The following is a 13,994-nucleotide window of genomic DNA, read 5'->3' on the forward strand; positions in this document are numbered from 1 at the left end:
ATGAGAAAACTAACAATATTACTTGCCATAACAATTGGTTTGGCTGCAGGATGTCGGCATAAAGCAGGCACCTTAACTACCGAAACAAGCATTGCATCGGAAAAGATGGATGGTCGTTTGGAAGCGATTGAAGATTCTGCCAAAAAGGCCAATGCCCTGCAACTGCAATCACAGATTACCAGAGTGGTGCACCCCAGTGGCCAAACACAAGCTGTTGATCAGGAGAGCGGAGTGGATGCCGCTGACGATCCGGCCATCTGGTACAATGCAGATAACCCCGGCGAATCCCGCATTCTGGGTACAGACAAGCAAGCAGGCCTTGGTTTGTATGATTTGAAGGGCAAACTGGTGTTTTTTCACCCTACCGGCCGTGTCAATAATGTGGATCTGCGCTACAACTTCCCGATGGGTAATGAAAAGATAGCTTTGGCAGCTGCCACAGAACGTAATGCCAATGCGCTGGTACTTTATCGGGTTACTGCCGATAGCCTGATTGCTTTACAAAAGTCACCTGTTCCTTTGGATTCAGCGATTATTGATGATGCCTACGGATGTTGTATGTATTATAGTGCCGTTAAAAATCGTTACTATGCCTTTGTGGGAGGTAAAAATGGTCAGGTTCAGCAGTGGTTGATTTCTAATGCGAATGATCAGATAGAAGCGTCCGTTGTCAGGCAAATCACCTTTGCTTCGCAATGTGAAGGCATGGTGGCTGATGATGAAGAAGGGATCTTGTATGTAGCAGAAGAGGGGCATGGTATCTGGAAATTAAGCGCCGAAGAGGATGCAGATAATTCCAGGGTTTTACTGGCCAATAGCGATAGTCTGAATACTAACATTGCCTATGATCTTGAAGGACTGGATATATTTTATGCTGGAGAAAATAAGGGCTACTTGATTGCTTCGGTACAAGGAAACTTTTCCTATGCTATTTTTGAGAAGGAAAAAGACAACCGTTACCTGGGGAATTTTATTATAAAAGCAAGCGAAACCATTGATGGTGTTGAAGAAACCGATGGATTAGCCGTTACTAACCTGGCACTAGGCGCCGCCTATCCCAGTGGGATGCTGGTGGTACAGGACGGTTTTAATACAGAAGGGGATAGTGATCAGCCGCAAAATTTTAAACTGCTTGACTGGAACGCTATTGCCAAGCAATACAATGAACCTTTAAAAGTGGCTCCTTCTCATATTTGGTGGGAATAGGCCAGACCATCAAAACAACTCAAAAGAAGCCATTAATATTAAAAGATGGCTTCTTTATAGCTTTTATAAACAATGGTTTACTAGCTGTTTTTACCTGGTATACTGATCAATAATGAGTTTAATACCACGCTGGCAGGCCGGACAGAAATGGTCGTGGCGCGTAAACATGATGCAGTTGGCCGCACTGCGGTACATGCCGGTGGCTTTGTATTGAGCACCCTCAAAAGCACCTACTTTCCCGCTGTATTTCATATTAGCCAGTAGCTTATCATCCCAGGCTTTTTTATCCAGGAAGAAATCTTCCATCACCTTTTCATCTACCTTGGCTTTGCGCATTTCCACGCGCTTCTTTTGTACTTCAATGCTATGCTTGTCATACTTCTCTTTCTCCCAGGGTGTTGGGATAGGAGTGCCCGGTGTTACAATGTCTTTCCACTTAATAGTTTCCGAATCGGGATTGGCTGTTACATTTAATTCCCATGGCTCCAGGTGTTCAGCATCCATCTCATAAGCCGTGGCTGAGGTGTAGTATTCATCGGCCAGGTCGGCAAAGTGATGGCCAAACTCATGCACAAACAGGTACTCCTGGAAAGCATTGTTAACAGCTGCTGTGATATACAGGTTATAAATACCGCCACCACCATAGATAGAGTCGTTCATCAGAATGGCAGTAAACTCATAGGGTACTGCAGCTGAGGCATTGCGTATGGTTTTGTTATCATACCCTAAAGCATAGCGCTCAGAGTCGAAGGCACCGTAAGTAACCGATATGGCCGAGCGCGTGTGAATATCCTGGTGAGGATGGTTGACACCCGAATGGGGCGAGGGCGTTTCAACGGCACGGATGGAGAATTTCTCTTTGAAAGACGCAAATGGCTCAGTATTCAGCAGTACGTCGGCAAAGCGTTGCGCATCTTGATGGAACTTATCCATATCCTCTTTGGCATAGCCTTCGCCTAATACCACTATATCCACCTGCTTTTCAGGTGCACCATTCACAACAACATCAAAGGTATTGTAGTGCTGTTCAACAGGTGCTGTAAATGCCCGGTGGTGTTTCGGATTAACACGGTAGGTCCATACCGGATCGAAACCATTCAGGCGGTTGCGTTTATAAATAGTCACATCCACTTCAGCTTTAGGCCATGGGAAGCGAACCGATTCATGGAAACTGCCCCAGTTGTCCTTAGCATCAGGTGTGGTCTCCCACTCGCCATAAATGCTGGAGTAGCCTCTTGAGTAAAGTACTTTTTGAGTTTCGGGCTCCTTCACTTCAAAGAAGTATTTACCCAGTCGAAGCTCATCGATAAGTACTGTTTTACTACCGGCCCAGTGGCCATCGTTCACCATCTGGTCAAAGGCAAAATGTTCTTCACTGGCAGTACCAACATGGTTGTAGTCGAGGCGCATGGTGGCAGTTGTGAAGTATTGTTCGTACTGTGCCGAAGCTATAATGGATGACAGCAGTGCTACAAGTGATAATAGATATTTACGATGCATACGATTATAGTTTTGAGTTTAATGGTATGCAAGTTAATGAATCTACGGGAGGGAAAAAGTGTTTTTTGTCATTACCAGTTTGGCGGGGTTGGTGCAGAAAAAACTCCCTAAGCTCATAGCAGATACTTAGGGAGTGATGGGTTGTTTATACCAGAATGATTTTGTTTTCCTTACATGTTTGTCGCATATCGGCCGGCCATATGCTCGACTGGATTTCACCAATGTGTGCTTTACGCAGGAAGAACATACACAGGCGCGATTGGCCAATACCACCACCAATAGATAATGGTAATTCGCCATCTAACAGGCGCTGGTGAAACAGCAGTTCTTTGCGTTCCGGACAACCTTCCATGTCGAGCTGTTTGCTCAGTACCTCAGGGCTCACACGGATACCCATTGATGATATTTCGAATGAGCGTTCAAGGATGGGATTCCATACCACGATATCACCATTTAAACCTTTGTAGCTATCCGCGGTTGGAGTACTCCAGTCATCGTAGTCAGGCGCCCTGCCATCATGTTTTTCGCCATTGGACAGCTTACTGCCGATGCCAATAATAAAGATAGCTCCGTGCTCTTTAGCAGCTGCATCCTCACGTTCCTTAGATGTTAGATCCGGGTATTTGTCTAACAGATCTTGTGCCTGAATAAAGGTTATTTCCTCTGGTAAAATAGGCTGAATAGATGGGTAGCGCTCAAATACCACAAACTCAGTACGCTTCATCACTTCGTAAATTTTTCGAACAATGTGCTTCAAATAGTCCAGATTATATTCCTCTTTACCAATGTGACGTTCCCAGTCCCATTGATCAACATACAGCGAGTGAATATTTGAAAGCTCTTCATCTGGGCGAATGGCGTTCATATCGGTATACAGTCCGTAGCCCTGCTCAATTTCGTAGTCTGCCAGCATCATGCGTTTCCACTTGGCCAGCGAATGTACCACTTCAGCCTGCTCATCGTTGAACTCTTTAATAGGAAAAGCTACCGGGCGTTCAGTACCGTTCAGGTCGTCGTTAATTCCAGTACCTTTCATTACAAATAAAGGGGCTGTTACTCTGCGCAGGCGCAGCTCAGCAGAAAGAGCTGTTTGAAAATGATCTTTAACGGTTTTAATTGCATGTTCCGTTTGTTTCAGATCAAGTTGTGGTTCGTAGTTTTTAGGTATAAATAGTTTTGCCATCTCAAATTTAATTAGTGATTTGTTAGGCAAATGTAGTAAAAACTATCAAATAGAAACTTTATGAGTTGTTAAAATATTAAAACAATAAAAAATATCCACTTGATAGTTTTAAATTGAAATAGTTCTATATCTTTTTCAGCTTTAATGATAGTAACATTTGACCGGTGAACTAACCGAATTGTGTCAAAGAATTACTCAATTACTACTTCATCAATAAACAGGAATACCCCCATGCCTTTAATCTTTGGATAGCTTGCTTTTACCCTGATAAACTGTGTTGTTAATGGTTCAAACGTAACAGGAAACTGGGTGTTGCTAACTGCTGATGACCAGGGGGGCTGATAATTAACCTTATTATCCCAGGTTCCAACTGGCTTATAGTCTTCACCATTGTCTGAAACCGATACTTCAATGGATGAAGGGTAAAAGATGCCCGCGCCATTCTCTTCAATACAGCTCAATTTGAGAGAGTTAATCTGTTTTGGTTCGCTCAGTTGGATACTTGCTTCAAAGTCTTTATCCAATATGCCCAGCCATTTGCCATTGCCCCATTTGTCGCCACCAAAGTCGGTGTCAGTGAGTGTGGCAGGGCCATTGGATGCGTATTTAGCTTCGGGTGCTGAGTGCAGCGTTACTTCGGCTCCAGCTGCTTTGTGCAGAATGGCTTCCCGGCTCTCTGCTTTACCTGTTGCTTGGCCATCTTTGTAGGCAATGGTTTTGATAGTGGCTGACTCGCTGAGCATAAATGGTTGTTTGTATAAAGTAGCACTCTCCGAATTGGGTTCAGTGCCATCTGTGGTGTAATAGATATCAGCCTCCAATTCGGTACTAAGGCTTACTTTTAGTTGCTGCGCATTAAGCAGCTCAACCTGAACAGTTGGTCGCAAAGCGCTATACGCATAGTTAATATCCATGGCCTCATAGTGCTTCAGCATTTGGTTCATTTTGTACCTGAAATGCTCCCAGTTTTTTGTGCCCTTTTTTTGCCAGGCTACTTCTGATAAAGCCGCGATGCGTGGAAACAGCATGTACTCCACATGTTTTTCGTTGGGCATGTATTCTGTCCATATGTTAGCCTGAACACCCAACAGCTGGTTAAGATGTTTCTGGTCCAGCCCATCAGGAACAGGCTCGTAATCATACACTTTTTTGAGTGGAGCATAACCGCCAAAGGCTTTAGGCTCCTGTTTGCTCAGGCTCTGATAATGATCGAAATACAGGTGCGAGCCGGTGGTTAAAACAGTTGGGTGCCCTTCTTTTAAACAGTCTGTCACACCGGTTTCGGCTCCCCAGTACATAACTGTAGCGGTGGGCGATAATTCGCCTTCCAATATTTCGTGCCAGCCTATAAGTTGACGACCTTTGCTTTTCAGGTAGGTATCAAAGTGATTGATAAAATGGCTCTGAAGCTCATAGGCATCATAAGCTTTGCGTTGCATCAACTGTTGGCAGTCGGGACAATTGTTCCAGTTGGTTTTGCTTACTTCGTCGCCACCAATGTGTATGTAATTGGAAGGAAACAGCTCAATGACTTCATCCAATACATCTTCAAGCAATTGGTAGGCAGCCGGGTTGCTGGCACAATACACGCCACTGTTTTTAATAAATTTACCAGTTGCATCTTTACAACATAAGTGTGGGTAACACTGGAAAACCACCTCAGAATGACCGGGAAGTTCTATTTCCGGTACCACTGTAATAAAGCGTTCGGCAGCATAAGCCACTATTTCCCGTATTTCATCCTGGGTGTAGTAGCCACCATATTTGGGTGCTTCGTCGCCATCGCGCCAAACTTCAAATTCCTGCCAGGGTTGAAGATTGGGTTTTACTTTACGCCAGGCTCCAATATCTGTCAGCTCGGGGTGCGATTTGATTTCGATGCGCCACCCGATACCGTCCACCAGGTGCCAGTGAAACACGTTAAGTTTGTGCATGGCCAGGTAATCGATGTATTTCTTAATAAATGCCGTGGGCATAAAGTGGCGTGATACATCCAGGTGCATGCCGCGCCACTCAAATCGTGGACGATCAATAATATGACCCGCTGGCAGGGCCAATTCACTGCCCGAATTAGCAACATCAGCAGGCAGCAGTTGCCTGATGGTTTCAACGGCATAAAACAGACCTTGTGGCCCGGCAGCTTTAATTGTTAGTGTTTGCTGGTTGATGTCCAGTACATAACCTTCCTGGCTTAAGCTGTCAAGGCGATGGTCGAAAGCCAGTACAATGGCCGGATGTGAGGTGCCTTTCGGATCTCCAAAGCTAAGGTTAAAGTCAATATGGCTTATCTCGCTAAGTAAAGTAACGGCTGGCAGCATACTCGAATCCTCAATAACAACCGGTGTTGACGGTTTTATTAGAAAAGAACTATTGCCACTCAATGCTACATGCAGAGGTTCAGGAATAACAGATGGGGATATTGTTTCTTTTTGATGACAGCCTGCGGTCAGTAAAATAATTAGAAACGGTACAAGTGTTCTTAGTTGAATCATAACTGAGTTTGTTTGCAACTAAATTAGAGTAAACCAGTCTGATTATCTGGACAGGAGTGGGGGATAATTGTTCAATTATTGTGGCAGACGTTAAGCGGAATAAGTATGACATAAAAAAACGACCACCGGTTAACCGGCAGTCGCTATAATATTAGGTGATATGCTTGCTTAGAACATATACTGTAAGCTGGCACCAATTCTGAAGTAAGTATCTTCAACAATGGTGAAACGGGCTTCAGGAGCCAGGTTTAATTTATCAGATAGCTTGTAGTTCATACCAACACCCAGGTTAATGCCAACACTTGAATCAGAGGCAGAACCGCCAATGCCAAATCCTAAATCAGGAATATCAACCTTTACTGATGTGATGTTTAATCCACCAATACCATAGAAGTTCATTTTATCATCCTGCTGATGAAATACATAGTGCGCATCAAAATCGAAGATGTTGTAGCTAACATAGTCTTTTTCAAAAATGTGAGAGTAGCCAAATGCACCTTCCCACTTGTCTGTAAAAGAATATACACCATTAAGTGTGATACCAATATTGCCAATTTCACTTGCATATACTAATCCTGCTCCGGCTCTGATTTTTGAAGAGTCAAACGATTGTGCAAACAGGTTGCAAGAAAGGATCAAGGCAAAAACTAATACAATGCTCTTTTTCATGTTAATTAATTTTATTGTTTAGGTTTATTTATAACAAGTCAAATGTAAATAATTATATTGATTTCTCCTTACTACGGCCTTAGACATGTGTGGTGTAGGCATTAATACCCCTTGTATTAAATAAGCTTTGAAGCAATGATAAACGAGGGTTCAAAAGAAACGGTTACCTGCAAGCAAGTAACCGTTTGGTATAATGTTACAATTATGAGTTTATCAGTAGCCCGTTTGTATTAGCTTACCATTGATAATTTGGTTGCCACATTTCAGTTGATAGAAATAGATGTTGCTGCCAGTTGAACGGCTTCTGAAATCAAAGTTGTATTTGGTATCGGCATTCACAGGCCCTTCATAAATGCAATCAATCAGCTCGCCACCAACGCCATAGATGTTAAGGATGGCGTGGGCATCCTCTGCGGGTGTGAAGGTAATGCTGGTTTGATCCACAAAGGGGTTGGGATAGCTTAACGATGATAGCGATTGAGCCGGCGCATTGTATTGCAAAGTGTCGCGCATAATGCACTGTGCGGCTTTGTAGGCTACTATAAAGGCTAGCTGTGGTTCGTTGCTGTTGCAAATGGTAAATTCAAGCTCAAATGCATCAGTCGAATGGCCAAAGCCAGTGATATCATCCACCTTAAAACCGTAAAGACCAGTTGTAGGATCTGTTAAATTAAGCTCTGTAGTCCAGTTGCTGGAGTTATTCACCGTTTGTACATAGCCGTTATCAACCTGAATGGTTAAATGCGATAGATCATGCTGACAGCTACCGTCTGTGCTAACTTTCGCCTTGTAGGTATAGCAACCATTGTCGTTTTTAGTCCATTCAACAGCTTGTATGTCAAAGCAGGTGTTTTCGCAGTCTGTTGTCTCTTCGTTGCCATTATCCTCTTCGCCGCCATCTGTTGGTGCTTCAGTACAGCTTAAAATAATCATATCCTGTGCCTGACAGCCTTCAGCGTTCTCAACCAACAGGCTGATGCTGACCTGTCCTTCGCCGGCACTGTATAGCAGCTCTTCCATCTGCTCTTGCTGAATGGTCCAGGTGTTGCTGGCGTCAGTGATTGACCAGGTGTATTGCGTTGCTCCCTCTACTACAGCCCATAAGGTATTATCAGTGCTGTTGCATACCGGTTGCTGTTGTGGTGCCACAATGGTGACACTTGGCTGATTAACTTTGTTAATGGTTATTGCTTTGCTGACAGAGCAACCCGCAGCATCTTCTATGGTAATGATGTATTCACCCGGTTTCAGCTCAGTACGTTGCAGCCCGCTGTATCCATCCGACCATAGGGCATTGAATGGCTCGGTGCCCTGTTCAACGCTAATGCTAACACTTCCTAAGGCATCGCTACAGCTTGGTTGCTGAATATTGACAGTAGCATCCAGTCCGGTATCCGGACGTTCGATTAGGATTTGTTGAGTGACGCTACAGCCATTGGCATCCACTGCTGTAAACTCATAGTAGCCTGCTTTGTCAACCACAAATTCGTCCACCAACTCGTTGTTGTGGTAAATTTGGTATGGTGGTGTGCCACCCGATGCCGTAAGGCTAACGCTCATTGATGAATCGGCTTCATCACAGCTTACGCGATTCACCTGTGCGCTTAAGTTTATCTGAGCAGGCTCGCTCACCTTGATGTATTTACTGCGCGTGCATCCCATGGCATCGGTAACCGTTACCGAATACCAATCACCAGCCAGGCCATCAATGGTGGCCGTTGTTTCGCCATTATCCCAAACAATGTCATAGGGTTCGGTACCATTGGTGATGTCAATGCTGATAGAGCCACTGTTATCGCCGTAGCATACCGGGTTATTAACGTTTGAGATAATATTCAGTTTCTTGATAACCACATATCCTTTTTGTGTGATGGAACAGCCATTGGCATCTGTAATGGTTACCTGGTGAGTACCACTGTTCAGTTCGCTGATGGTGGCCGTTGTTTCGCCATTGTCCCACAGGTATGAATAGGGAGGTGTTCCGCCACTCACTTCTACTGTAAGAGTGCCTTTTCCTTCCTCGTAGCACTCAAGATAGCTGGAACTGATGTTGGCCCTTAAATCTGTTTCTGCTGCAATGGTGTAGTTGAATGTCTTTATACAGCCGCTGGCATCTGTCAGTGTCAGCGTGTAACTGCCTTCACTAAGGTTTTCGATAGATGCTGTTGTGGCTCCTGTATTCCATGAGAAGCTATAGGGCTCAATGCCGCCGCTGACCTCCGTGCTAATGGCGCCATCAGCCTGACCGCAGGTCGTATTAATCACTTGGGCAGTGGCCTTGAGGGATTCTGGTTGTGTAATAATGGCCTCCAGTGTGACTGTTTCATTATTCGCATCGCTAATGGTGACTGTGTAAGCACCTGGCGACAGGTTGCTGATTGTTTCAGTTGTTGCCCCATTGCTCCAGACGCACTCATAAGGCGGTGTGCCATTGGTAACGGTCACTGTTGCCTGTCCATCATTACTGCCATAACAAATAATCGGCGATGCATCAATGCTGGCTTGCAGCTTGTTGCTGACCAGTTCTTCTTCGTCAATAGCTATGCAGGTACCTGCTTTGTAAGCTACCTTAAACAGCTTACTTTTTAATTGCTCCAGGCAGGCATCATCATCGTACTGAATGGTGTACTTCAGTGTGAATGCTGCGGCCTGCCCATCCTCACCAAAACCTTGTATATCATCCACCTTCAGGCCATAAATGTTGGTAGTAGGATCAGTGCTGTTAATTTCCATCGGCCAGTTGCCCGAATTGGTTGCTTCAGTCACTGTGCCACAAGGTATCTCAACGGTGAAGTGCGATAGAGCAGCAGAGCAGCCATCGGCATTTACTTGCAGCTCAACAGTCAGGTAATTGTCAGACTCATTAAAGGAAATGATTTCAGTATTGAAACACTCGTCGCAATTGGCGTCAGCCGATTGTCCGTATGCTACTGACAGAGGGGTGTGTAGGTATATGGCTAATAAAAACAGTAGCAATGTACTGTGTTTTCTTTTGATGTAACCAGATTTCATGTGTAACGTGTTTGGGTGTATGGCTTATACTTTTTATCAGGCCAAATGTTGCGTTTATCATGAAATATTTAGGCTTAATCAAAAAATGGTTGAAGCCTGAGAAAAGAGGTCATTTAGAAAGAACGGGGAACCACGGATACAGGCAAAAAAAACGGCCACTAATATAATTAGCAGCCGTTGGTTTTTGTTTTATTGTAAGCTTACAATAACTCTTTTGAGCTGATGGCCTCGTTAATGTCCACAGTAAGGTACTTATGGCTCATAAAGAATTTTTTGTCAGAAGCCAGTTTGATAGTGGCTACCAGCATACCATCTTTCTTTTCTTTAAGCGATGTGATTTCAACCTTTTCGCCTACCAGCGCCTGGTAATCAGCCACGCCCCCTTTTTTAACAATGAAATTGTTCTTAGGGAAGTTAATGTGTTCGTAGTGGTTATTTTCTACTTCACCAATGGTGAAAACGTCACCCACACCAACCTTTGAATCTGAACTCTGGGCGAAAGTAACACTCGTAAATAAGCTCACACAAAGAGCTATTAAAAATAAATGTTTCATACTGATTTGTTTTTAAATAGTTAATTGTTGATTCTTTACCTATCGTGTTATGTTCCGTCTGTTCACCTGAGTTATAAACGACTACCGCAAAGGTAGCCGTTTTTTTATGTCCTGTAAATAGTAGTCAGCTTTCAGCTTAAATTTTGCCATTTACAATCTCCAGAATCTCTTTTTCTTCCTGAATAGCTTTGTCTTCAATGGCTTTACCTTCGGCCAGGATGCCTTCAACAAAGGCTTTATCGTCCAGTCCGGCAGCATTGATTTTCACATTCAGGAATGCACCCATTACAGCTGTACGTGCACATAAAGCACCCACACCAGCGTCGGTTACCGAGTTAGGGTTACCCACCTCAGCCATGGCACGAATCACTTCAAAACCTTTGAAAGCCACTTTCATCACGCGGAAAGGCACTTCAATGGCATATTTAGTAGCATCGTCAATGGCTTGTTTACGGGCTGCTTTCTCAGCATCGGTTGATTTTGGCAGGCCAAAGGCATCCATAATGCGGTTGAAGGCATTGGTATCTTCATCCACCAGGCTCAACAGCTCTTTTTCCACAGCCATGCCTTTCTCGGCCCAGTTGCTGAACTCTTCCCAACGCTCGTCCCAGCCACGCTTGTGCGCCGACAGGTTAGCCACCATGGTACCCAGGGCAGCGCCCAATGAGCCCACGTAAGCCGAGATAGAACCACCACCCGGAGCCGGAGACTCAGAAGCCGTCTCATCGGCAAACTCAGTCAGGTTCATGTCAATCAGCTGCTTCTTGTCCTCTTTCAGGATGTACTCAATAATTTTCTTATCAGGATCGAATGGATACAACTCATCCAGACCCATCGATTTAACCGCAATCTTGATGATCTCACGCTCAGGAATACCTGTTGAACGCTCTTGCTTGCGCAGGAAGTATTTACCGGCATCCAGCATGGCCTGCAATGGCACCACGCCCACCATTTCCGAACCGGTTACACGAATACCACGTGCATTGGCACGCTCGTAAACCGCCTCATATGCTTTGTGTAACGATGTTACTGTAATATCAGTCAGGTTCATGGAGATCTGCGCCACACCATACTCTTCAATGTACCAGCCAATACCTTTCACCGACTTCAGCATACCTGGTACATTCACCGGGTTGCCGTTTTCGTCTTTCACAATTTTACCGGTAACAGGGTTGCCTTCACGCTTCACACGGCCACGCTCGCGCACGTCAAATGCAATGGCGTTGGCACGACGGGTAGAAGTGGTGTTCAGGTTCACGTTATAAGCAATCAGGAAATTACGGGCACCAACGGCTGTTACACCTGATTTAGCCACGCTCTCGTTCCACTCAGCAGGACCAAAATCCGGTTTCCATTCGGCGGTACCAATACGCTTAGGTATGGCTTCGTATTCACCTTCGCGACAAGTAGCCAGGTTCTTGCGCTTATCTTCTTTAGCAGCAAATTCGTAGCAGTAGATAGGAATGTTCAGCTCCGTACCAATGCGCTCAGCCAGTTTATGAGCATACTCAACCGTTTCTTCCATGGTGATGTTGGCAACAGGTACCAGCGGACACACATCGGTAGCACCAAAGCGTGGGTGCGCTCCTTTGTGGTGACGCATGTCAATCAGCTCCTGGGCTTTCTTCACGGCCTGGAAAGCTGCCTCACATACCTCGTCGGGTGTACCCACAATGGTTACTACCGTGCGGTTAGTGGCTTTGCCCGGGTCCACATCAATCAGCTTAACGCCGTCTACCTTCTTTATCTCATCGGTAATCTTATCGATGATGGTCATATCGCATCCCTCACTGAAATTAGGAACGCATTCGATTAGTTGTTGCATGTTATTTAGTTTTTGTCGATTTAATATATAGTGCTCAGTGCCTTGTGCACCGTGCTTGTTTTATTTATTAAGTCCGGAAGAAAGCTAATGGCCAACAGCTATCAGCTAACAGCTCCATTCAATATCGTCGTCTCCACCTTGTTCTCGCCATAGGCATAAGGCAGGTACTCAATGCCCGGGATAGGCTTGGTGATTACCACATTGGCTTTCTTACCCACGCAGATAGAACCCAGCTCTTTATCAACTCCCATGGCATAGGCCGTGTTTTTGGTAACGGCATGAATCACCTCTTCGGGCAGCATGCGGTACAATACGCTTCCCATGGCCATAATCAGCTGCATATTACCCGAGGGCGACGAGCCCGGGTTAAAGTCGGACGCCAGTGCTACTGGCAGGCCGGCTGCCATCATCTGACGCGCTGGTGCATAGGCCATGTTCAGGAAGAAAGCCGCACCCGGCAATATGGTAGGCATGGTACCTGAGTCTTTCAGGGCTTTCATCTCTTCTTCGCCGGTAAACTCAAGGTGATCCACCGAAAGAGCGTTGTATTTAACGCCCACCTGTATGCCGCCGGAGTAGTCCAGCTCATTGGCATGTATCTTAGGCGTGAGGCCATATTTAGCAGCCGCATTCAGTATGCGGTCGGTATCTTCCACCGTGAAGAAACCCACATCGCAGAACACATCCACGTAGTCGGCCAGCTTTTCTTTGGCCACGGCAGGCAGCATCTCGTTAATCACCAAATCCACATATTTCTCTTGCTGGCCACGGTACTCCATAGGAATAGAGTGCGCCCCCAGGAAGGTTGATTTAATGGTCAGCGGGCTGGCTTCCTTCAAACGTTTAATCACGCGCAGCATCTTCAGCTCACTATCCAGTGTAAGGCCATAACCGCTTTTGATTTCCACCGCACCCGTTCCCCAGGTAATGATTTCCTGCAGGCGCACCATGGCATCGTCAAACAGCTGGTCCTCGCTGGCCGTCTGCATCAGCTTGGCCGAATTAAGGATACCACCACCACGGGCAGCAATCTCTTCGTAGCTCAGGCCTTTAATCTTATCCACATACTCCACATCGCGGCTCTTGGGATACACCAGGTGGGTGTGCGAGTCGCACCAGGCCGGCAGCACCAGGCGGTCGGTGGCGTCTATCACCTCTACATCGGCAGGCAAAGCCGCTTCGTTGAGTTCACTCATGGGCCCATACGCACTGATGTAAGCCCCTTTAATCAGCAGGTAGGCATTATCAATGGATGGTAGCTGGGCCATTTGTGCACCGGCAATATAGGGCTGGTTCTCCTTTTCAACCTGAACCAGTTGTTTTATATTCTTGATTAGTAGCTGTTTCATGTAAAACGATTTATCTGCTTTTTACGGATTTAAAAGTAGAATAATTGTGCCATGCATGTCTATGATTTTAATCAATTGGTTTTTTTAAGTCAGTAGTGATTAGTCAGTGGTCAGTAGTTAGGCAGAAGAAAAAAGAGAAAAGCGATGAGAAGTGAGAGGTAAGAAGACCGGGGACGGATGGCCGAGTCCGTAGTCCGAAGTTCG

The 13,994-nt window shown here is 45.4% G+C and carries 9 protein-coding genes; 1 reads left to right on the forward strand and 8 read right to left on the reverse strand.

Translation table 11 applies throughout. The features are described from left to right. Complete coding sequence (locus tag KDU71_RS19735; protein WP_212192835.1) at window positions 1-1,206, forward strand: phytase; 1,206 nt, start codon at window positions 1-3, stop codon at window positions 1,204-1,206. A gap of 90 nt (window positions 1,207-1,296) precedes the next feature. On the opposite strand, the gene KDU71_RS19740 is transcribed toward KDU71_RS19735, so the two are convergent. The 8 genes from KDU71_RS19740 to hutI form a co-directional block, all read right to left on the reverse strand. Further along, window positions 1,297-2,706, reverse strand: coding sequence for a M64 family metallopeptidase (locus KDU71_RS19740; protein ID WP_212192836.1), 1,410 nt, complete (start codon window positions 2,704-2,706; stop codon window positions 1,297-1,299). A gap of 145 nt (window positions 2,707-2,851) precedes the next feature. Next, window positions 2,852-3,889: an aspartate--ammonia ligase gene (gene asnA / locus KDU71_RS19745; protein WP_212192837.1), complete on the reverse strand. Its 1,038-nt coding sequence runs from the start codon at window positions 3,887-3,889 to the stop codon at window positions 2,852-2,854. 191 nt (window positions 3,890-4,080) lie between these two features. Next, window positions 4,081-6,381, reverse strand: coding sequence for a glycoside hydrolase family 20 protein (locus KDU71_RS19750; protein WP_212192838.1), 2,301 nt, complete (start codon window positions 6,379-6,381; stop codon window positions 4,081-4,083). A 168-nt stretch (window positions 6,382-6,549) separates the two neighbouring features. Continuing rightward, on the reverse strand, window positions 6,550-7,050 hold the full coding sequence (locus tag KDU71_RS19755; protein ID WP_212192839.1) for an outer membrane beta-barrel protein: 501 nt from the start codon (window positions 7,048-7,050) through the stop codon (window positions 6,550-6,552). A gap of 213 nt (window positions 7,051-7,263) precedes the next feature. Beyond that, window positions 7,264-10,062: a SprB repeat-containing protein gene (locus KDU71_RS19760; RefSeq protein ID WP_212192840.1), complete on the reverse strand. Its 2,799-nt coding sequence runs from the start codon at window positions 10,060-10,062 to the stop codon at window positions 7,264-7,266. A 200-nt stretch (window positions 10,063-10,262) separates the two neighbouring features. Beyond that, window positions 10,263-10,616 (reverse strand): hypothetical protein, encoded by a 354-nt coding sequence (locus KDU71_RS19765; RefSeq protein ID WP_212192841.1) that lies wholly within the window; start codon window positions 10,614-10,616, stop codon window positions 10,263-10,265. 136 nt (window positions 10,617-10,752) lie between these two features. Continuing rightward, window positions 10,753-12,441 (reverse strand): glutamate formimidoyltransferase, encoded by a 1,689-nt coding sequence (gene ftcD / locus KDU71_RS19770; protein ID WP_212192842.1) that lies wholly within the window; start codon window positions 12,439-12,441, stop codon window positions 10,753-10,755. 101 nt (window positions 12,442-12,542) lie between these two features. Continuing rightward, window positions 12,543-13,790 carry an imidazolonepropionase gene (gene hutI, locus KDU71_RS19775; RefSeq protein ID WP_212192843.1) on the reverse strand — a complete coding sequence of 416 codons (1,248 nt, stop codon included), beginning with the start codon at window positions 13,788-13,790 and terminating at the stop codon, window positions 12,543-12,545. Window positions 13,791-13,994: the final 204 nt, after the last annotated feature.

The organism is Carboxylicivirga sediminis, from assembly GCF_018156225.1.
GTDB lineage: Bacteria > Bacteroidota > Bacteroidia > Bacteroidales > Marinilabiliaceae > Carboxylicivirga > Carboxylicivirga sediminis.